20 protein-coding genes and 1 pseudogene are annotated in these 20,102 nt (G+C 41.2%); 1 reads left to right on the forward strand and 20 read right to left on the reverse strand.

What is annotated here, in order from left to right; genetic code table 11:
* Positions 1-21: 21 nt before the first annotated feature.
* The 3 genes from DXB52_RS07340 to DXB52_RS07350 form a co-directional block, all read right to left on the reverse strand.
* On the reverse strand, positions 22-540 hold the full coding sequence (locus DXB52_RS07340; protein WP_118106862.1) for a shikimate kinase: 519 nt from the start codon (positions 538-540) through the stop codon (positions 22-24).
* A gap of 52 nt (positions 541-592) precedes the next feature.
* Positions 593-988 (reverse strand): hypothetical protein, encoded by a 396-nt coding sequence (locus tag DXB52_RS07345; protein WP_117541458.1) that lies wholly within the window; start codon positions 986-988, stop codon positions 593-595.
* A gap of 146 nt (positions 989-1,134) precedes the next feature.
* Positions 1,135-1,707 (reverse strand): FHA domain-containing protein, encoded by a 573-nt coding sequence (locus DXB52_RS07350; RefSeq protein ID WP_117568795.1) that lies wholly within the window; start codon positions 1,705-1,707, stop codon positions 1,135-1,137.
* A 141-nt stretch (positions 1,708-1,848) separates the two neighbouring features.
* Between DXB52_RS07350 and DXB52_RS07355 the strand changes: the two genes are divergently transcribed.
* The gene (locus DXB52_RS07355) at positions 1,849-2,712 is read left to right on the forward strand and encodes a methionyl aminopeptidase (RefSeq protein WP_117579224.1); all 864 of its coding nucleotides are present in this window, start codon (positions 1,849-1,851) and stop codon (positions 2,710-2,712) included.
* A gap of 106 nt (positions 2,713-2,818) precedes the next feature.
* Here DXB52_RS07355 and DXB52_RS07360 read toward each other — a convergent pair whose 3' ends face one another.
* The 17 genes and pseudogenes from DXB52_RS07360 to DXB52_RS07430 all read right to left on the reverse strand — a co-directional run bounded on the left by DXB52_RS07360 (position 2,819) and on the right by DXB52_RS07430 (position 19,953).
* Complete coding sequence (locus DXB52_RS07360; protein WP_118106863.1) at positions 2,819-4,876, reverse strand: glycoside hydrolase family 13 protein; 2,058 nt, start codon at positions 4,874-4,876, stop codon at positions 2,819-2,821.
* 115 nt (positions 4,877-4,991) lie between these two features.
* Positions 4,992-6,323: an ATP-dependent zinc metalloprotease FtsH gene (gene ftsH, locus DXB52_RS07365; protein WP_472520026.1), complete on the reverse strand. Its 1,332-nt coding sequence runs from the start codon at positions 6,321-6,323 to the stop codon at positions 4,992-4,994.
* Positions 6,278-6,829 carry an ATP-dependent metallopeptidase FtsH/Yme1/Tma family protein gene (locus DXB52_RS16915; RefSeq protein ID WP_472520022.1) on the reverse strand — a complete coding sequence of 184 codons (552 nt, stop codon included), beginning with the start codon at positions 6,827-6,829 and terminating at the stop codon, positions 6,278-6,280. Before DXB52_RS16915 ends, ftsH begins: the two co-directional genes overlap by 46 nt.
* 18 nt (positions 6,830-6,847) lie before the next feature.
* Entirely contained in the window at positions 6,848-7,375 is a 528-nt protein-coding gene (gene hpt, locus DXB52_RS07370; RefSeq protein WP_117498539.1) for a hypoxanthine phosphoribosyltransferase, read from the reverse strand.
* Positions 7,376-7,379: 4 nt separating this feature from the next.
* Complete coding sequence (gene tilS, locus DXB52_RS07375) at positions 7,380-8,828, reverse strand: tRNA lysidine(34) synthetase TilS (protein WP_118106864.1); 1,449 nt, start codon at positions 8,826-8,828, stop codon at positions 7,380-7,382.
* A gap of 39 nt (positions 8,829-8,867) precedes the next feature.
* Positions 8,868-10,276, reverse strand: a pseudogene (locus tag DXB52_RS07380) (SpoIIE family protein phosphatase).
* A 205-nt stretch (positions 10,277-10,481) separates the two neighbouring features.
* Positions 10,482-10,814, reverse strand: coding sequence for a septum formation initiator family protein (locus tag DXB52_RS07385; RefSeq protein WP_117498533.1), 333 nt, complete (start codon positions 10,812-10,814; stop codon positions 10,482-10,484).
* A 101-nt stretch (positions 10,815-10,915) separates the two neighbouring features.
* On the reverse strand, positions 10,916-11,245 hold the full coding sequence (gene yabQ / locus DXB52_RS07390; RefSeq protein ID WP_117541446.1) for a spore cortex biosynthesis protein YabQ: 330 nt from the start codon (positions 11,243-11,245) through the stop codon (positions 10,916-10,918).
* A gap of 12 nt (positions 11,246-11,257) precedes the next feature.
* The gene (yabP, locus tag DXB52_RS07395) at positions 11,258-11,545 is read right to left on the reverse strand and encodes a sporulation protein YabP (protein WP_015529981.1); all 288 of its coding nucleotides are present in this window, start codon (positions 11,543-11,545) and stop codon (positions 11,258-11,260) included.
* Positions 11,546-11,814: 269 nt separating this feature from the next.
* Positions 11,815-12,054: an RNA-binding S4 domain-containing protein gene (locus tag DXB52_RS07400; RefSeq protein WP_015529980.1), complete on the reverse strand. Its 240-nt coding sequence runs from the start codon at positions 12,052-12,054 to the stop codon at positions 11,815-11,817.
* Between the two features lie 25 nt (positions 12,055-12,079).
* Entirely contained in the window at positions 12,080-12,352 is a 273-nt protein-coding gene (locus tag DXB52_RS07405; protein ID WP_015529979.1) for an HU family DNA-binding protein, read from the reverse strand.
* Between the two features lie 169 nt (positions 12,353-12,521).
* Positions 12,522-13,625, reverse strand: coding sequence for a hypothetical protein (locus tag DXB52_RS07410; protein WP_330580503.1), 1,104 nt, complete (start codon positions 13,623-13,625; stop codon positions 12,522-12,524).
* A 128-nt stretch (positions 13,626-13,753) separates the two neighbouring features.
* Positions 13,754-15,094, reverse strand: a complete 1,341-nt coding sequence (locus DXB52_RS07415; RefSeq protein ID WP_015529977.1) for a CCA tRNA nucleotidyltransferase — start codon at positions 15,092-15,094, stop codon at positions 13,754-13,756.
* 203 nt (positions 15,095-15,297) lie between these two features.
* On the reverse strand, positions 15,298-15,735 hold the full coding sequence (locus DXB52_RS16920) for a PhoU domain-containing protein (protein ID WP_472520023.1): 438 nt from the start codon (positions 15,733-15,735) through the stop codon (positions 15,298-15,300).
* Entirely contained in the window at positions 15,732-17,015 is a 1,284-nt protein-coding gene (locus DXB52_RS07420) for a Na/Pi cotransporter family protein (protein WP_472520024.1), read from the reverse strand. The genes DXB52_RS16920 and DXB52_RS07420 overlap by 4 nt, the downstream gene beginning before the upstream one ends.
* Before the next feature lie 316 nt (positions 17,016-17,331).
* Positions 17,332-18,723, reverse strand: coding sequence for an asparagine--tRNA ligase (asnS, locus tag DXB52_RS07425; RefSeq protein ID WP_118106865.1), 1,392 nt, complete (start codon positions 18,721-18,723; stop codon positions 17,332-17,334).
* A 183-nt stretch (positions 18,724-18,906) separates the two neighbouring features.
* On the reverse strand, positions 18,907-19,953 hold the full coding sequence (locus tag DXB52_RS07430; RefSeq protein WP_118106866.1) for a PD-(D/E)XK nuclease family transposase: 1,047 nt from the start codon (positions 19,951-19,953) through the stop codon (positions 18,907-18,909).
* Positions 19,954-20,102: the final 149 nt, after the last annotated feature.

Consider the following 20,102-nt stretch of genomic DNA (forward strand, 5'->3'; position numbering starts at 1 on the left):
CTTTTTCTATGACGGTAATATTCACGCTTTATTTTGAGAGTAATCCTCAATAACATCAAGTACATTTTCTATTGTTTCTTCAATCTGACAGCCTTCTTCACTGATTGTCACATCTGCATACTTCTCAAAAAGGACTTTTCGCTCGTCATACAGGTCTTTTAATGTCTGACCGTCCTTCAAAACAACTCCTCTTCTTTGAGGATTCCTGATCCTTCTCTTTATTGTCTGATAAGAAGCATGAAGATATACAACAATTCCGATTTCTTTGAAATGTTTCATTGCTTCCTCGCAATAGACGACACTTCCGCCCGGAGAAATAACCGCATTTTCTGCCTTTATATCACGATTTACCTGATTTTCGATTTTTAAAAACCCATCATCACCGACTTCTGCTATAATTTCACGCAGAAGCTTTCCTTCTTGTTCCTGAATCAGAAGATCTGAATCTATGAAACCTTTTCCAAGTCTTTTTGCTACTACAATACCAACTGTACTTTTTCCGACAGCCGGCATACCGATAAATATAAGATTACTTTTCATTTGTATCTGTTCCCTTCTTCTGAATCCGTTTCTTTCGTTGTAATCTGAATGATTATATCACAGATTTTCCTGGCAATGAACAATAACTGTAAATTTTTTGTTTCCTTTTTCTCTGTTCGCCCCTGCGTCGGTAGATTTCCTGATACAACAGGACTTCCGCCAGATTTCTTAACATCCGTTCTTCCCCGGCAAACATTTTCTCCTGTTTTTTTACATTTTCGCAAATTCTGTTGCACATGATGCGTAGCTGCAATTTATCCGGATAAACATCAAACATCACACTCCCCGTGTATTCCATCCTGTCACATTCCTCTTCGACATAAGGCAGTATTCTCTTTGGAAGATCCGGATATAGGCTTTTCATATACTCCAGGTCTGTCCTTTCCGCTTTCTCATCATATTCTGTCTGTATCGGATAGGCCATATAATAAGGCAATTTCTGGTACATGTTGCTCACTCCCACTGACAGTAACTATATAACTACTATATGATCTTCCTTACTCAACTGTTACTTTCACACAGATTCTTCATTTTACGATCAAAAAGAAAAAGAAGTCCTGACTTTTCCGCCGGACTTCCTTGCCTGTAATTTCATTATTCACTTTCTCTTAAGATTCTGAGAATCTCCAGTCTGGTCTCCCCAACGCCGATCACATCTTCTCTCTGAATCTCTGTCGGACGATCTACCAGAATTCCGTTCAGGTATGTTCCGTTCTTGGAACCATCATCCATCAGATACAAACAGTCACCTCTCTGTATGATCACACAATGCTGCTTGGATACTCTTCCATCCTCATGCAGTGGCAGATACTTCTCATAATTGTCATTCCGCTTTGCTCTTCCGATTCCTACTTCGTCATAGAATATGAAGCTATACTTCTGCCATGTATCCAGATCTTCCAGGATAATCTTCCACTGTCTTCTCTTTTTAGAAGAACGCTTCGCTGAATCCATAGAACCGTTCTGCCCTGAACTGCGTCTCTTCTTTCCCTGCGGCTGATCCTCTTCTGGATCATATCCCTGATCTGCCTTGTTACGCTTTCCTTTCTTGGACTGCTTTCTCCGCTCTGCGTCCTGTGCCTTATTCTTTTTTACACTTATAAATGTACTGCAAAGAAGTGCGATACTCCCTAAAATCAGCAGTACCATAATCGCCCAATACCACATATACATTATCACTCCTATCTGAATCTTAATCGTACTATATTTTTACGTTCTCGGCAAGCATAACATGTATCTTTTTGTCGAATTTTGTGATAAAATAAGTAGAAACCGAGAAAATAAGTGATTTTTAGAAGAGGTAATATCATGGAAAGAAATGAATTGTGCTGGTGCGGCAGCGGCAAAAAATATAAGAAATGCCATATGCCGATTGAAGAAAAGATAATGATGCATGCTGAACGTGGTGAGATTGTTCCGACACGTAAGATTTTAAAAACTCCATTCCAGATTGAAAAGATCAGAAAAAGTGCTGAGCTTAATACAGCGATCCTGGATGAAGTAGCAAGACAGATCCACATTGGAATGAGCACGCAGGAGATCGATGACATCGTATATCGTTTCACAAAAGAACACGGTGGTATCCCGGCTCCGCTTAATTATCAGGGATTCCCAAAGAGCGTGTGTACTTCTATTAACAACGAGATCTGCCATGGTATCCCGGATGAGAATATCATTCTGGAAGAAGGCGATATTATCAATGTTGACGTATCCACTATTCTTGACGGATATTTTTCTGATGCATCCCGTATGTTCAAGATGGGAAAAGTATCTGAACGTGCAGAGCGCATCGTCCGCGTCACAGAAGAGTGTGTGAAGCTTGGACTTGAGGCTGCGAAGCCTTGGGGACATTTAGGTGATATCGCAGATGCGATCAATACACATGCCCGTGCAAATGGATACTCTGTCGTAGAAGATATCGGTGGACATGGAGTCGGACTGGAATTCCATGAGGATCCTTTTGTCAGCTATGTGACACCAAAGGGAAGTGAGATGCTTCTCGTTCCAGGGATGATGTTCACAATCGAACCTATGATCAACGAAGGTAGTCCTGACTTTTTCGTAGATGAGGATAATGACTGGACTGTTTATACAATGGATGATGGTCTTTCTGCTCAGATTGAGTATATGGTGCTTATCACTGAAAATGGTGCAGAAGTTCTTACAAAATAATAATAGTAACAACCAGGGGATGAACAGATGTTAAAACTGCTCATCCCCTGGTTTTATTATTCTCGTATAATACTCTTTCTTTATCTGCAAGATACCGTTTCATTTCTTACGGCATCAGTCTCAATGCTTCTGCCGGCTTTAATATGATTGCTGAATGAGATCCCATATTCAGGACAATCTCTCCATCTTGTACGATATACTCGTCATATTCTGTCGTATAACCGTTTTCATAAGAGTAGATCAGTCGTTTCATCCGTCCTTCCATCTCTACCCCCGCATACCATACCGGTACGGTCACTGTACGAAGTTCATCACTGTTATTCACAACAACGACAATCTGTTCATCCGCTTCAAATCTTCCATAGGCCAGCAGATTTTCATCCGAAGCCAATAGCTTGATAGAACCCTTTTTCAATGGCTTCTCTTCCTTGTGGATACGGATCACTTCTTTGTGGAATGCCTGAAGTTCTTTGTCTTCGTTCCCCCATGGGAAAGTTCTCCGGTTATCCGGATCAGTGAATCCACAAAGTCCTGCCTCATCACCATAATAAATTGTCGGCGCACCGATCCAGGTCATCTGCATAATAACCGCTTCTCGTAAGATTGCCTTATTCACATCCTTTTCAGCTGCTTCTGTTCCAAGCTGTGCCACGCGTCCTGCCTTGTGGTTCGTACGTGTCAGGAAACGAGAATGGTCATGGTTGGAAAGTTCATTCATTGCCACCTGAAGAGATGGTGTCAGCATACTTGCCATAAAATGACGCATCGCTCCGACAAAGTTATCAGCATTTCCACACAGATCCTGACGATATTCATCACTATGCTTCTCCATACCAGTCAAAAACCAGGTCAGCGGTTCCATAAATGCGTCATAATTCATAACGCTGTCCCACTCATCTCCCTGGAGCCAGTCCTGCGGATCTCCATAATGTTCTGCTAATATAATTGCATCCGGATTCGCATCCTTAACTTCCTTTCGGAATCGCTTCCAGAAGATATGGTTGTATTCATTACTGAATCCAAGGTCCGCCGCAACATCAAGACGCCATCCGTCTACGTTATACGGCGGTGATACCCATTTTCTTCCGATATCCATAATGTACTGCTCAAGCTGTGGTGAATCCTCATAATCGAGCTTTGGCAGTGTATCATGTCCCCACCAGCCATCATATGTTCCGTTATAAGGCCAGAGCTCATTTCTCGCATCATGGAACAGGAAAAAGCTGTTATATGGACTTTCTTTACTTACATATGCTCCCTTCGGATAGTCCGGCTGCGGCTCATAGATACGTTCTCTGTCCATCCATTTATTAAAAGAACCACAATGATTGAATACACCATCCAGAATTACACGCATTCCACGCTTATGCATCTCTTCTACCAGTTTGATAAACAGCTGATTACTTGCCTCAAGGTTACGGATATCTCCTGTGCGTTGCTGATACTTTGTCGCATGGATATTATCCTTTGCACCTACCGGAAGTACTTCTCCGTCATCCACAACAATCTTTCCATAATGCGGATCTATGTAATCATAATCCTGAATATCATACTTATGATTCGACGGAGAAACAAACAACGGATTGAAGTAAATAACTTCAACTCCAAGATCCTGCAGATAATCCAGCTTATCTAAAACACCCTGTAAATCCCCGCCGTAAAAATTACGGATATCCATTGCTTCCGGTGCCTGATTCCAGTCCTTCACCTTGCGGCTCGGTGCCCCAATATAAATATATTCATTATCCTCTACATCATTTGTCGGATCTCCATTACAAAAACGATCAACGAAGATCTGGTACATCACAGCACCTTTCGCCCACTCTGGTGTCTTAAATCCCGGCGAAATAATAAAATCGTAATAGTTTTCTTTTTTCCCTGTTATTCCATACCTACTATAAAAACAGATCTCTGCTCCCTGCTTGATTTCAAAACAATATCTTAAGATATCCTTACCAAGCTGATACTCGATCTCGTAAAAGTCAAATTCACCATCCGTACGTGTCTTCCACATAGGATACTCCTGTTCTCCGATGTGCAGTTTCACTTCATCAACATCATTGTGTGCCGTACGAAATCGCAACACTACTTTTTCATTTATCTCAGGCTCTGCCGGACAGACATAATCACCTGTACCGTCACAAAACAGTGCTTCTCTATTCACCTGTTTAGCCTCCTTTAACTCAATTCTTAAAACTATCTAAAATAAGAACACCCCCGGCCAACACGGGATTGCCCGCCGGCAGAGGGTATCTTATCCTAAATACATATAATGACTACTATCCTTCAACCTCACTGTCTGCAAACAGTGCTTCGAATTCACTTCTTGTTATCTTTTCCTTCTCAAGAAGCAGTTGTGCACACTTCTCGAGTACCGGATGATACTCCTGAATAAGTGTACGCGCTTTCAAATAACACTCATCAATAATACGTTTCACTTCTTCATCAATCGTTCCGGCCACTTTTTCGCCATACCCTCTTGATGTATGACCGAAATCACGTCCAATGAATACTTCATCGCTGTCATTATCATAATTGATCAGTCCCAGTCTTTCAGACATACCGAACTTCGTGATCATTGATTTTGCAATTGCTGTCGCCTGCTTGATATCCTGGGAAGCTCCCGTTGTGATATCATCAAAAATCTCTTCTTCTGCAACACGTCCGCCAAGGGAAACTGTAATTTCCTGAAGCATATGTCCCTTTGTATTGAACATATCATCCTTCTCCGGAAGCGGCATCGTATATCCGCCGGCTCCACCTGTCGGAATGATAGATACGCTGTAAACCGGTCCCACATCCGGAAGCAGATGGAACAAGATCGCGTGTCCGGCTTCATGATAAGCCGTGATCCTGCGTTCCTTCTCAGAAACGATACGGCTCTTCTTCTCCGGACCGATTCCGACCTTCACAAATGCATGACGGATATCAGACTGTTGAATGTACACCCGGTTCTCCTTCGCCGCCAGAATTGCAGCCTCATTGAGAAGATTCTCAAGATCTGCTCCTGAAAATCCTGCCGTTGTCTGGGCAATCTGCTTCAGATCCACATCATCTCCAAGCGGCTTATTTCTCGCATGAACTTTCAGAATCTCTTCTCTGCCGCCTACATCCGGACGTCCGACAATAACATCACGGTCAAATCTTCCCGGTCTTAAGATTGCAGGATCCAGAATATCCTTACGGTTTGTCGCTGCCATTACGATAATGCCTTCATTTACACCAAATCCATCCATCTCTACAAGGAGCTGGTTCAGGGTCTGCTCGCGCTCATCATGTCCACCTCCAAGACCGCTTCCACGGCGTCTTGCAACTGCATCGATCTCATCAATAAATATGATACATGGTGCGTTCTTTTTCGCATCCTGGAACAGATCACGGACACGGGAAGCACCCACGCCAACAAACATCTCAACAAAATCTGAACCCGAAATGCTGAAAAATGGTACTCCTGCCTCACCGGCCACAGCCTTTGCAAGAAGTGTCTTACCGGTTCCCGGAGGTCCTTCTAAAAGAACACCTTTCGGGATACGTGCTCCAACCTGGATGTATTTCTTCGGATCTTTCAGAAATCTACGATTTCTTCCAGTTCTTCCTTCTCTTCTCTCAATCCTGCAACATCACGAAATGTAACCTTGATCTCATTCTTCGTGCTCATCTTTGCGCGGCTCTTTCCAAAGTTCATCGCCTTTGAATTCCCCCCGCCATTCTGACGGCTCATCAGGAAAAAGATCAGAAATACTCCACCAAGTGTGATCAGCATCGGAACTACAACTGTTGTCAACATGGAATCCTTCGGTACATCCGAAAGCCTGTACTCCACCTGATTCTCTGTCAGAAGCTTCTCTACCTGCTCAACATCTGACACATTCACTTTCCTTGTATTACCATCATCTTTCAATGTAACAGAGACAGTTCCTGTCGGAACTGCACTGTTCTGATTGATGTAGACATCAGAAACATTTTTTTCCTGTACTGCAGAGACAAAGGAGGTATATGTCATCTCCTGCTGATGCATCTGAAGCTGGTTCGCCATCCACAGAACCACAACAAGGATCACAACAAAACTGATGATCGTTGCCCCACTCAGACCTCTGCTTTTTCTGTCATTATTCAATTTATTATTGCTTCCTTTCTATTCTGCGACTTCTACTACTCCGATGTATGGAAGATTTCTATACTTCTGTGCATAATCCAGTCCGTATCCAACTACGAACTCATCCGGAATCTCAAATCCTGTCCAGTCTACGTGCACATCTTTCACGCGGCGGTCTGGTTTATCAAGTAAGGTGCAAAGACGGAGACTTGCCGGTTTTCTCTGACGAAGTACATCCATCAGATAATACAGTGTATTACCGGAATCAATGATATCCTCCACGATCAATACTTCCTTATTCTCAATAGACTCATCCAGATCTTTCGCAAGTCTTACAACACCACTGGATTTTGTTCCGTCTCCATAGCTTCCAACACACATAAAGTCCATAGATACCGGAACTGTGATTCTCTTTGCAAGTTCACACATAAAGAATACTCCACCTTTCAGAACACAGATCAGATGGATCTGCTTTCCTTCATACTCTTTACTGATCTTTTCTCCGAGTTCACGGATTCTTGCATCTACTTCTTCCTCTGTAATTAACACTTTAATCTTCTCAGCCATTGTTCTATTCCTCCATAATCTTTATCTTAAGAATCTTTTTCGTCTGGTCTCCCACCTGGTAGTACGAACTCATCCTTCTGCCCGGAATCCATACGATGTGGCTTCCCTCTGCGATCAGAAGCTGTCTGTCCCGTTCTTCTTGCGGAATCTTCTCATCAATAAAGTAACTCTTCAGCTTCTTTTTCTTTCCTTCCCCATCAATTGTAAAATAATCTCCGGGTCGTCTGTATCTCACACAGAGACTGCTTTTTATTATATCATAATCAAAGCATTTCGTGTAGCTTTTTTGTGGTATCTCTTTTGCTGAATTCTTCTCATTTTCACCGCTGATTGTACAGCAGATTTTCAAATTTGTTCCCGGGATCTGTGTTTCTCCCGGAATCTGAAGCTGTAGAACAAAATCACTCTCTTCTTTTCTTTTCTCTTTCTGATGTACAGATGTAACTTTTTTATCACCTTTTGTAAGCAGAACTCCCTCATACATTCTTTTGGCTGTAACACTATACGGAAGATCAATCTGCCGTCCTGTCTGCCGTTCAAACAGTTGCAGTACCGCCAGGATATGCCTGCTTTCAATATCTTTCTGTGCCCCTGCCACTTCACTTACTGATCTTTGGATCAGTAATTTCTTTATCACAGGATCAAGCTGTTTCATTTCCTCTGCCTTGAGAAATATTTCTTTCCTGCTTTGAAGTCCGTCTGTCTGTTCTGCACAGATATTCCATGCCTGATCTGTCTGTTTTTCCAGATATTCATAGATTTCTTCTGCCTGTTCACTGAGCTTCACAAAATGTTCTATCGTCCTTGTATTAACCTGTTCTTCTAATGTTGGAATCACATGATGACGAATCCGGTTCCTTGTGTATTCATCTTCCTGATTCGTTTCGTCAACACAATATCTGATATCACAATCTTTCAACCACTGTTCAATCTCTTCCCTGGACAAGTCCAGAAGTGGGCGGATCCATTTTCCATACACTGGTCTTATCCCACACAATCCACGAAGCCCGGTTCCTCTTGCCATATTAAGAAGCATTGTTTCTGCATTGTCATTACTATGATGCGCTGTTGCAATCTTTGTCCCGCCCTGTTCTCTACAGAGTTGTTCAAATGCCTGTCTTCGCACATATCTGCCTGCTTCCTCCAATGATTCTTTCCGCTTTTTTGCAATTAATTCCACATTTTCATGAAATGCAAAAAAAGGAACCTGCATTTTATGACAAAGCATTTCCACATATGCCTCATCCTGTGCAGCCTCCTCTCCGCGCAGTTCATGATTCACATGGCAGACAAGCACCTGGAATCCCAGCTTTTCCTGCAATGAACAAAGTGCCATCAGCAGACATACAGAGTCTGCGCCACCCGATACACCTATGACAATCCTGTCTCCTTTTTCTATCATATGATATTGTCTGATATAGCTTTCAATCTTTTCTAATCTTTTATCCATCATACCTCAACTATACGTTAACGGTTACTTCTATGTCAATGGCTACTTTCTGCATTTCCACAAAGCTGCAACCAAAACTGACATATCATCCTCCGGTTCTTTTCCTGTCCAGTTAAGTACCTGCTGTAAAATGTGTCTGGCCAGTTCCTTTGGATTTCGTATTTCCGTTCCTTTTATGATTGTTTCAAGAAGGAAGTCCTGCTCTCCTACCGGAAGTGCATCCAGCACTCCGTCTGTCAGCATGATCACATACGTCCCATCCGTCAACTGCCGTTTCACTGAATCTATTTCAAGTGAATTCATCACTCCGATTGGCAGGCTTGTCGATGTCAGATGCTCAATCTGATCCTTCTTCGAATAAAAGTTGAGGATGCGCCTGCCTTGATCAATTCGCATTCCCCTGTATACAGATCAAACACTGTAAGGTCGATCGTAGAGTAATGGATTTCTTCTCTTCCGCAGACCAGTGTTGTATTGATCATCTGGATCGCAGTCTTTTCCGGGAATCCCGCTTCCAGAAGTTCTTCGAGAAGTTCTATCACAAGTGTGCTTTCCCGACAGGCAGCCTGCCCACATCCCATGCCATCTGACAATGCAACTCCCCTTTTACCACCCGGAAGATCCATCATCGTGAAACTGTCCCCTGAAATATTACTGCAGCCTTTTCCGATTCTTGCTATCCCGGACATTGTGTAATAGGATGGTCCTTCTCGGAAGACCACTGTTGTATAATCCGTTCCGATCAGCTGCGCTCCCTCTTTTCCCGGAATCAATCTTCTTCCTGTCAGATTACTCAGAGTCCCTGCCAGACTTTTCACCGGAATCTTTTCCGATTTCCAGGTACGCATCGTCAGATGCAATTCATATTTTCCTTCTCCATTCACAAGAAAATGCATGGAAAGTACACGTATTCCTTTTCTCTTTAATTGAGATAAGATCCGTTTCCCCAACCTTTCATCTGTAAATATGCTGTCTTCCAGATTTTTCGCCACATTTTGTAGCATATCTGCAAATAGATCAAGCTGGGCTGCACATCCTTCCCGGCTTCTTGCGATACGATTGATCCAGATCATATTTTGTCTTGCTTCGTGAAAACTGTCAAGCATCCCCCGATAAAACCGCGGAGCCATAATGCAGCGCTGCATCAGTTTTCTTTTTGTCTCTGCATCCAGTTCATTTCCATACTGATCCACTGCTGCAAGAATCTCGTATCCCATCTGATACATCTGAATATAGTTTTCACCCCAGCACCAACTGTTTTTCTCACATTTTTCACACACTTCTTCTCTTACGCAGGCAAACATTTCATCAATCTCTTCTTCTGAGAATGTCTGCTTTTTTTCTTCTAACTTCAAAAATGTTTTCGCTAACTGTTTTAATGAAACTGCAAACTTATCAATCTGTTCCACATACGGACTGCTATGTAATACCTGTCCATTTTCCATTTCCATCCCCCCTCGTTACTCAAACTGTGAGAAACACGCTCCGCAAGTTTCTCAAGTTATCACGACAGTCTCCAAGGTCTCGTGCAGGCACGGACTTTGGCTCGTTGTTCGCGTAAAAAAAGAAAAACTCCAGGAGAACTTTCTCTCCCGGAGTTATCTTTCGTAAAATTCTGTATCCGTCTTTCACTGGCTTTGCAGATTCGGTTACTATTCACTTGATTGGTTTAAACACAATTTCATTCGGATCAACAAGATTCAGCTTATCTTCTGCGATCTCTTTCATGTAATCATCTGTCTGTACATACTGCTCGTATTCTTTGATCTCTTCTGCTCTTGCCTGCTCACTTTTAATCCGTGTCTTCAGTTCTGCTTCCTGCTGTTTATACGCTGTATTCTTTGCATGAAGCTTTACTGCATTCACTCCCAGCACACCGGAAAGAAGACACAATACTGACAAAATCATAAGAACGCTTCTTTTGTACGGACTCGGACGTCTCTGCTTTGTATGGCTGCGCCGTCCAGTCACTCTTTTTTTCTTTGCCATCTAAAATTCACCCTAAAATAATACACTCTTAACGTTACCGGGAAATCCATCCTGCCTTCACTGACGGAGTCTTCCCTATAAACTTCCCAATTATCAACATTCTATCTGTTTTTTCTAATAATTTCAAGGTTTTTCCTTGTTTTTTTGTGTATTTTTTCTCCAGACGCAATCAGTTTCTGAATAACGGCAACGCCAAATACAAGACCTAGTAGAAAATACCATCTGATACTACCATACATAGTTGCATATATCTGTGAGAAAATATATGCACTCATAAATATCCAGTAGAACAGATCCTCAATTCCTTTCACCAGATTATTATGTATTATCATTTTCCTTAAGAAAATCAGGATCTCGTACCCAGCCCGGACATTCACACCTGTGAGACAGGCACAGAAGAAAACAAGCAGTTCTTTTTTTATATTTAGCATCTTCTTTCTTCCTCACTTGAACATCTTTGTCCAAAAGCTTTCTTCCTGTTTCTTTGCCTGTGAAATATTAGAATATGAAACACTGTCTATTGTTCCCGACAAATCTACTTCTCCCTTTTCCACACTGAGGCGGTTCACATGCAAGTCTGTTCCTTTTACTAACAGCATTCCCTGCTCTGTTTCCAGAAGAATCTCATTCAGATCAAAAGACAATACATCCAGAACACCTGTCACCATACTTGTCTTCCGGTTATTAACCACCAGCTTATGAGCCTTTACAGTCTTTTGCTGTTCCTCCATCCGCTGCACCTCCCTCTTCTCTGGCATACTCCACAGTATATTACTGGAATCAGATAACAGTTCCCTGTACTTTTCTATATATATGTCAGAGCTTTTATACTTATTCCTGACAGATAAGGGTTTTATATATGTGCGTCCAAAGATGCTTTATCGTATAGCATACAGAAAGGCAGGGAATATCTCACTTTTTAAAATATTCCCTGCCTTTCTAAGATTACTGAAAACAATAACCATTGATCGACTTATACATTCCTGTTGTCTGACAGACTTTACAGGTATTTAAATAAGTCCTTTGCTTCTTCTTTTTTTGTTGTCTCCTGCAGTTCAAGAACCTCAACCTTAACGGTTCTCGTTCCAAACTGAATCTCGATCACATCTCCCGGCTTTACCTTCACAGATGCTTTCGCCGTCTTTCCATTCACCAGCACACGTCCTGCATCACAGGCTTCGTTTGCTACAGTTCTTCGCTTGATCAGACGGGAGACTTTTAAAAACTTATCCAGTCTCATATATTCTTCTACAAAATCCCCTGAACTAGTTGATAGCGTCCTTTAATGCTTTTCCAGCTTTGAATTTAGGAGCCTTGCAAGCTGCAATTGTCATAGTTTTTCCTGTCTGTGGGTTTCTTCCTTCTCTTGCTGCTCTCTCGCTGACTTCAAATGTACCAAATCCAACAAGCTGTACTTTATCTCCTGCTTTCAGCTGCTCTGTTACAACATCAACAAATGCCTTTAATGCTTTCTCGGAATCTTTCTTGGAAATCTCTGCCTTTTCAGCTACTGCTGCAATAAATTCTGTTTTGTTCATGGATTATGTCCTCCTTTATTGTACTCAAATACAATTCTATTCCTAGTTTTATTTATTCAGGTTACAAGTCTGCACGATAACTTGCCTCAAACCCTTATGTACTGTTATAACGGTTTCCCTGTTGTTTGTCAAGATAAATCCACATTTTCCGCGGTTTGCGGAGCTTTTTTTATTCGAAGACCTCTCTCAAAAATACTTCTTTCTCCTTCGTCTGCTCTACTGCTGTCTGCAGCTTCTCTACACTCTTTTCCGGAAGCCATGCTTTATTTGATCTGGAATAAGCACTTGCTGTCTTCCAGAACTTTTCCGGATAGGCCAGTCGAAGGCAAAGATACTCTCTTTCATCTGGTTTTAATTGCCGTACGCTTTCATATGCTTCTAATATATTTTGTCCTGTTTTTTGTTTCCAATGGTATTTTTCCATTACTTTTCTCAAAAGGTAATATAGATCATCTACTTGTATTCCGATTCTCATCCGCTCAAAGTTTGTTATCACCTCATTTTCCGGAAGGATCATGACATTATGATAATTATAATCTCCATGAAGCATTTTCCTTTCCCGTATACTTCTTTCATATAGATTCCGACAACCAGACCGTTCTATCTGCTCTGTCACCTTTTCTGCCTGCCATGCAATTTCTTCATAATGCTTCAGATAATAGGATTCGAATTCATTTTTTGCAACCCGTTTTCTGATAAATGACCGCACTTTTTTCATTTCCCTGTTACGACGTTTCATTTCTTCCAATGGATTTTTACTTAACAATGGTGACAACTTTGTCCAGTCAATTTTCTTTTCTTCACAAACTGACTGCGGTGTATTCTGTGGGATTTCCTGCACCTCTTCTTTCTGGAATTTCTGAAATATTTCTTTCTCCTGCAAGTCCGGCTCATACCACTGAAATCCCAGATGAAGCTCTCCCAGTTTTCTTGCTGCCCGGAAAATATCTTCCTCTCTCTTCAGATTGCACTCTTCCCCCGGATACCATTTTTTCATCAAATATCTTGTTCCATCTCTGGAATTCTGAACTAGATTCCCTTCTTTACTGAACACAGGTGTATCCACCAGATATCCCTGCTTTTCTAATCGGTTTAAAATAAGATACAATAAAGGGACGCGCCTCTCCGAGATCTTTGTCTCTTTCAGAAGCATCGTCCCTTCTTTTGTATCGCAATAAAATGCACCTCTGATCCGCCGGGTGCTATTCACTTCAAGTTCGTACTTTTCCAGTACTTCCATCTCATATTCTCTCATGGCTGCCCCCTGTCCCATTGACCTGGATTGTTATTCTTTTCCAGTTACCAGACTTTTTACTGTCGGTTTTAACAGCAACCGACAACGATTTCTTTCTAATGTATGAAAGGGACAACCTGAGTATTCTCTTTTTCTTCCGGCATTTCCTACTTTTCTTTTTCCATTTTTTCTTTCACGTACTTACAGAGATTCTCTTTCGTATTCCGTTCCGGATCATCCAGCACATATTCCAGCAGTTCACTGAGCATTGCACCGAGTTCGCGTCCCGGCTTCATCCCCAGTTCCATCAATTCTCTTCCACTCACTGCAAGCTGTCGAAGAGTCACGCACTGATTCTCCATCAGGATCTGTTTGTAAAGATTTCTTATCTCTACGATATTTTCAATCTTTTCCCTTCTCATGTAAGTGCTTTGTGATTTTGCATCTGCAAGACGCACTGCGAGATAGTATGGGAATAATTCGACACCAATCCGATTCATTGCACGACGTACATTCGCCGGTGTTGCTTCCATCCGGTAATCATGATAGCAGACCAGCTTCGTTACAATGCGAATCGTCTCATTGTCAAATTTTAACCGCTTCAAAACTGTACGGGCAATTTTCTCGCTTTCCAGAGCATGTCCTTTGAAATGATCGTTTCCTTTCTCATCTGTTGTCTTCATTGCCGGTTTTCCCATATCATGGAACAACATTGTAAGACGAAGGTATTTATCTCTCTTCACATGCTTCAATGTATGAAGTGTATGCTCTGCCACATCGTACTTATGATGTATTGTATTCTGTTTTACTCCTACCATGGCATCCCATTCTGGAAGAACCACCTTTGTAATTCCAAGTTCACAGGCATCCTGAATGCGTTCCGGATGTGGAGACGTCAGAAGTTTCACAAGCTCTGTCTGAATACGTTCTGCACTGATATTCTTAAGGTTTGGTGCAAGCTCCTTCACTGCTTTGGCAGTATCAGGTTCAATCGGGAAATCCAGCTGTGCTGAGAAGCGTACCGCACGAAGGATACGAAGTGCATCTTCTGAAAATCTTTCCCTCGGATCTCCAACGCAACGGATCAGATGATGATTCAAATCCTGCATTCCACCAAACACATCTACCAGCCGGACATCATCATTATATGCCATCGCATTGATCGTAAAATCTCTTCTGCGAAGATCTTCTTCCAGACAATTGGTAAAGCGGACTTCCTTCGGATGACGGCTATCCTCATAAGCACCGTCAATTCTGTAAGTCGTCACCTCATAACTGTCTTTGCCAATCATTACTGTAACTGTTCCGTGTTCTATTCCTGTATCAACCGTCCGGCGAAATATTTCCTTGATTGCTTCTGGTTTTGCCGACGTTGTGATATCCCAGTCCTGCGGTTTTCTCGCCAAAATAGAATCTCTCACGCAGCCACCTACTGCAAATGCATCATATCCTGCAAGTTGCAGATTATTAATGATAAATAATACCTTCTTTGGTAATTCTATCTTCATTTACTACTTCCTTCCTATATTAGTAAAAGTTACCTTTTTCTCTCTATCAACAGATTAATATTATAACTGTTCTTTCTTGTTGTCTCAACTATTTTAGCACAGTTTTTCTTCTTTTATCAGCATAAAATCAAAAGGATTTCCATGAAATAGAAAACAGGCAAACTCTCTTCTATTGAAAGTTTGCCTGCTCATAATAAAGTTCTCTACTCCATCTCTCTTAAAAATGTGCTGAATCTCACTCCGTCCTCTGCCGCATCTGCCAGATTCACACAGCTGTTTCCGATTCTCTCCACGTTATGTAGAATCTCATTAAATGCAGCCGTAAGTCCTGCCTTACATTTTCCTTTGTGTACACGTTTAATATGTCCTTTTCGAATATCTCCGTCCATCTTACGGATCTTTTCTTTCATCTTGACAAGATTTTCAGCCTCATTTGCCTCTTCGTTATTAACCATTTTCATGACCATATTGTACATTTCACTGACAAGTTCCATGCTCTTCTGTATATCCTTTGATGCTTCTTGTGAGAACTGTACTCTTTCTTCTTTTGCACTCTTCTTGTCCTTTTTCACAAGCTTTTCTGTCTGCATGGAAACAGCGACATTTTTCGTAAGTTCACTGATTCTGTCAATATCGATCAATACATACTGAGCTCTGCAGCTCTTGCTGCCTGCTGCTCTGTCATAACTCCAGCCGCTGCCATTTCTGCAAGATAATCTGTGATTTTTCCTGTAAGCTCAGTTGTCACTTCTCTGCTCTTTACAAATTCTTCAACAGAAGCACCATCTCCACTATCAATCTTTTCTGCTGCCTTTTTCAGCATCAACCCAACCTGTTCTCCACAATTCATCACCTCTCTTACAGCCATCTGTAATGCTACTGTCGGCTGACTGATCAGTTTGTTATCAAGAAATTTTGGCTGCACTGCATTGACTTCTTTCACTTCTCCGTCCGGGATCAGACGCATTACGATTTTCACCATAACTCCAATAAGCGGTACCCAGATCAGCGTCATCACAAGGTTGAAAAATGTATGCGTATTCGCAATCTGTCTCGAAATCACTTCAATCTCCGGTCCCTTAGGGGAAATATACTGGATAAACGCTGCCAGTGGTTTTACGAACCAGATAAACAGGAAGCATCCTGAAATATTAAAGATACAGTGTGCAAGTGCTGTTCTCTTCGCATCCTTTGGCTGACCGATACTTGCCAGAAGCGCTGTGATCGTTGTTCCGATATTGTCACCGAAAAGAATCGGAATTGCACCGGCCAGACCAATAATACTTGTCACGCCATCTGCACCCGGCTGAGCTGCAAAGTTCTGGAGTACTGCGATTGTTGCACTAGAGCTCTGCACCACAACAGTCATTAATGCACCAACAGCAACTCCAAGGATTGGAATATCTGCCACTTTGCCGATCAGCTCTGTGAAAATAGGGCTTGATGCTAATGGTTTCATAACAGATCCCATTGTCTCGATTCCAAGGAACAATAAACCAAATGCAAAAATAGTCATTCCGACATTTTTCACACGTTCTGATTTAGAAATAAAATATACGATAAATCCAATAAAAATGATTGCATAAATGTAGTCACTCAACTTAAATGCAATCAGCTGTGCTGTCATTGTTGTACCGATATTGGCACCAAAAATAATAGAAATTGCCTGTGGCAGTGTCATCAGTCCTGCACTTACAAAACCAATCGCCATAACCGTCGTTGCACTTGAACTTTGCAGTACGGCTGTAACAAGCATTCCCGCAAGTGCTCCCATTACAGGATTTCTCGTTAAAAGTGACAGGATTTTCTTCATTTTTTCTCCTGCCGCTTTCTGAAGACATTCACTCATCATGTTCATTCCATAGATAAAAACCGCCAGGCCACCAAGCAGCCCGAAAACAATCTGTATGTTTTCCTTCATTTTTCTTCCTCCAGATCCTCTCTCATGTCTGTTTTCAATTACAAATCACTGTCTTGCATCTGTTTTTCAAACGCAGTGTTTTTTTCTTCTTTACATATCCGAGATTATCATGGCTTTATAAAAAACTCTGTGAAGTTATGTTAAATCTATGTTAAATAGCGAATATTTTATTAAAGTTCCATTTAATTTAATGGATGAAATGTTAAATTTTCTATTTGGCATGAAAGGTTATTCACATAACAGGCAGAAAAAAAGAGTGTTATCCACACATTTTGCTTTCATGTGTGGATAACACTCTAAAACTTCTTTAATATTATTACAGTTCGCAGTTGTTTACTGTTCTTGGGAACGGAATGACGTCACGGATATTGGACATTCCTGTCAGATACATTACGCATCTCTCGAATCCAAGTCCGAATCCTGCATGTCTTGTAGAACCATATTTTCTCAGATCCAAGTAGAATCCATAATCTTCTTCCTTAAGTCCAAGTTCCTTCATTCTTCCAAGAAGCTTGTCATAATCATCCTCTCTCTGGCTTCCTCCGATGATCTCTCCGATTCCCGGTACAAGACAGTCTACAGCTGCTACTGTCTTGCCATCTTCGTTCATCTTCATATAGAAAGCTTTGATCTCCTTCGGATAATCTGTAACGAATACAGGACGTTTGTATACCTGCTCTGTCAGATAGCGCTCATGCTCTGTCTGAAGGTCGCATCCCCAGGATACTTTATAATCAAACTTATCATTGTTTTTCTCAAGGATCTTTACTGCCTCTGTGTATGTTACACGTGCAAAGTCAGAGTTCACTACATTATGAAGTCTGTCAAGAAGTCCTTTATCAACGAAAGAGTTGAAGAAGTTCATCTCTTCCGGTGCATTCTCAAGTACATAGTTGATCACATACTTCAACATAGCCTCAGCCAGTTCCATATCATCTTCAAGATCTGCAAATGCGATCTCCGGCTCGATCATCCAGAACTCTGCCGCATGTCTTGTTGTATTAGAATTCTCTGCACGGAATGTTGGTCCAAATGTATAAATATTGCGGAATGCCTGTGCATAAGTCTCACCATTAAGCTGACCGCTTACTGTAAGGCTTGTCTCTTTCCCAAAGAAATCCTGTGTATAATCTACAGTTCCATCCTCATTCTTCGGAACGTTGTCCATATCCAGTGTTGTAACACGGAACATCTCTCCTGCACCCTCACAGTCACTTCCTGTGATCAGCGGAGTGTGTACATATACAAATCCTCTGTCCTGGAAGAACTGGTGAATCGCATATGCTGCCAGAGAACGAACTCTGAATACAGCCTGGAATGTATTTGTTCTCGGACGGAGATGAGAAATTGTTCTAAGATACTCAAAGCTGTGACGCTTCTTCTGCAGTGGATAATCCGGTGCGGATGCTCCTTCGATCACAACCTCTTCTGCCTGGATCTCAAATGGCTGCTTAGCCTGTGGTGTTGCTACCAGTGTACCCTTAACAATGATTGCTGCTCCTACATTCAGCTTGGAAACCTCAGCGAAGTTCTCCATCTTATCATGATATACAATCTGTAATGTATCAAAATAAGATCCATCATTCAATACGATAAATCCGAATGTCTTAGAATCTCGAATACTTCGAATCCAGCCCCCAACTGTTACCTCTTTGTCCAGATATGCCTCTCTGTTCTTAAATAACTCACGAATTGTTGTCAGTTCCATACCATTTACTCCTTCAAATAATTCTTCTATCTTTTTCTATTATCAGAATCTTCAAACAGATGCCTCCCGGCAGTCTTAACAGTTATTATAACACTCCAGGAGCGCAGAGTAAATAAGAAACAACTGATATCGCTTTGTATTTCATCTATTTTCTCAGTTTTTCCAGTTCTGCCCTCAACCGGATCAGTTCCTTTTCTGCCTCCTCAGCACGTTTTCTTTCAGCTCCATCTCTGCTTTCAGCGATTCTTTCTCCGCTTTCGCCTCCTGCATCTCTGCTTTCAGTGTTTCCCTTTCCTGCTTTATTGCTTTTACTTTTTCCCTTTCCTCTCCAAGTGCCTCGTCCAACTCATCAATCATTAGTTTTACTGTATTACGATCCAATATTTCCAGTTCTTTTGAAAACATCCCCATCATCCTTTCGCTGTTCCGGCAGATGTTATAGATTTCTTCATAAATGTCTCTGAATTCAGAATTTTGTTCCAATAATTTTATAATCATATCGGGATCATCCTCTTTAAGAAATACGAGCCATTCTTCTAATCTACCGTCTATTTTTCTGCCTTCATTGTGAATGATGTTATCAAAAATGTCAAGGCAAATAAACGTGTACTCCTGCAAAAGATTCAGTTCTATTCCTGAATCACTTTGTTGCTGAAACCGATGAATATAAATGTCCTTTGAAAAACTTTTGAAAACACTATTACTTTTTTCAAATAGAACTATCGTATATACCTTTTTTATGTCTCGATAATGAAATTTTTTTCCTAATTCTCTTCTTACTCTTTTATATTGTCTTAATAACATATCAGCTGAATAACATGCGCTACGCTCCCCTGGAAAAAGATATCCGATTTTTTGCACTTCGACATTTGCAATACTTCCATCTTCAAATTGTACAACTATATCCATTACAAGCAATGAACTTTCAGCTGCAATTCTTGCCGATTCATTTGGCAATACTTTTAGAATTTTCACTGTCCTTCCGAGAACTGTTGAGAGAAAATCATTTAATCGTTCTGGTCGCGTATCCGGATTCATGACTGCCTTAAAGAATGTATCATAAAGTACCTTTACTCCCTTTACACCTGTACAAATATCAAGATATTCTTCTTGATTCTCTTCTTCCCAGCTTTCAAATTGACTCCATAATTCATCGTTATCACGCAATTCATTTAAAATTTCTTTTCTTGTTCTGATTATAGGAAAATAGCGTTGAAGTTTATTTTTCATATAGTGTTTCTCCTTCTGTTTTTTACTCCCGGCCAGAAGTAGATATAGAATAATTTGATGCACTTGAAATTTCAATGTGTTTTTTTGTTCGTAACTCATCTTTTTTTGTTGATAAAATGAGGATATCTTTTTTCTACACAAAACTAATA

This window comes from Ruminococcus sp. OM04-4AA, from assembly GCF_003462585.1.
Lineage (GTDB): Bacteria > Bacillota > Clostridia > Lachnospirales > Lachnospiraceae > Mediterraneibacter > Mediterraneibacter faecis.

Excerpts from the sequence above, each read along its gene's own strand:
- DXB52_RS07340 (WP_118106862.1), bottom strand. The coding sequence starts at position 540 with ATGAAAAGTAATCTTATATTTATCGGTATGCCGGCTGTCGGAAAAAGT.
- DXB52_RS07345 (WP_117541458.1), bottom strand. The coding sequence starts at position 988 with ATGTACCAGAAATTGCCTTATTATATGGCCTATCCGATACAGACAGAA.
- DXB52_RS07350 (WP_117568795.1), bottom strand. The coding sequence starts at position 1,707 with ATGTGGTATTGGGCGATTATGGTACTGCTGATTTTAGGGAGTATCGCA.
- DXB52_RS07355 (WP_117579224.1), top strand. The coding sequence starts at position 1,849 with ATGGAAAGAAATGAATTGTGCTGGTGCGGCAGCGGCAAAAAATATAAG.
- hpt (WP_117498539.1), bottom strand. The coding sequence starts at position 7,375 with ATGGCTGAGAAGATTAAAGTGTTAATTACAGAGGAAGAAGTAGATGCA.
- tilS (WP_118106864.1), bottom strand. The coding sequence starts at position 8,828 with ATGATGGATAAAAGATTAGAAAAGATTGAAAGCTATATCAGACAATAT.
- DXB52_RS07385 (WP_117498533.1), bottom strand. The coding sequence starts at position 10,814 with ATGGCAAAGAAAAAAAGAGTGACTGGACGGCGCAGCCATACAAAGCAG.
- yabQ (WP_117541446.1), bottom strand. The coding sequence starts at position 11,245 with ATGCTAAATATAAAAAAAGAACTGCTTGTTTTCTTCTGTGCCTGTCTC.
- yabP (WP_015529981.1), bottom strand. The coding sequence starts at position 11,545 with ATGGAGGAACAGCAAAAGACTGTAAAGGCTCATAAGCTGGTGGTTAAT.
- DXB52_RS07400 (WP_015529980.1), bottom strand. The coding sequence starts at position 12,054 with ATGAGACTGGATAAGTTTTTAAAAGTCTCCCGTCTGATCAAGCGAAGA.
- DXB52_RS07405 (WP_015529979.1), bottom strand. The coding sequence starts at position 12,352 with ATGAACAAAACAGAATTTATTGCAGCAGTAGCTGAAAAGGCAGAGATT.
- DXB52_RS07410 (WP_330580503.1), bottom strand. The coding sequence starts at position 13,625 with ATGGGACAGGGGGCAGCCATGAGAGAATATGAGATGGAAGTACTGGAA.
- DXB52_RS07415 (WP_015529977.1), bottom strand. The coding sequence starts at position 15,094 with ATGAAGATAGAATTACCAAAGAAGGTATTATTTATCATTAATAATCTG.
- DXB52_RS07420 (WP_472520024.1), bottom strand. The coding sequence starts at position 17,015 with ATGAAGGAAAACATACAGATTGTTTTCGGGCTGCTTGGTGGCCTGGCG.
- asnS (WP_118106865.1), bottom strand. The coding sequence starts at position 18,723 with ATGGAACTGACAACAATTCGTGAGTTATTTAAGAACAGAGAGGCATAT.
- DXB52_RS07430 (WP_118106866.1), bottom strand. The coding sequence starts at position 19,953 with ATGAAAAATAAACTTCAACGCTATTTTCCTATAATCAGAACAAGAAAA.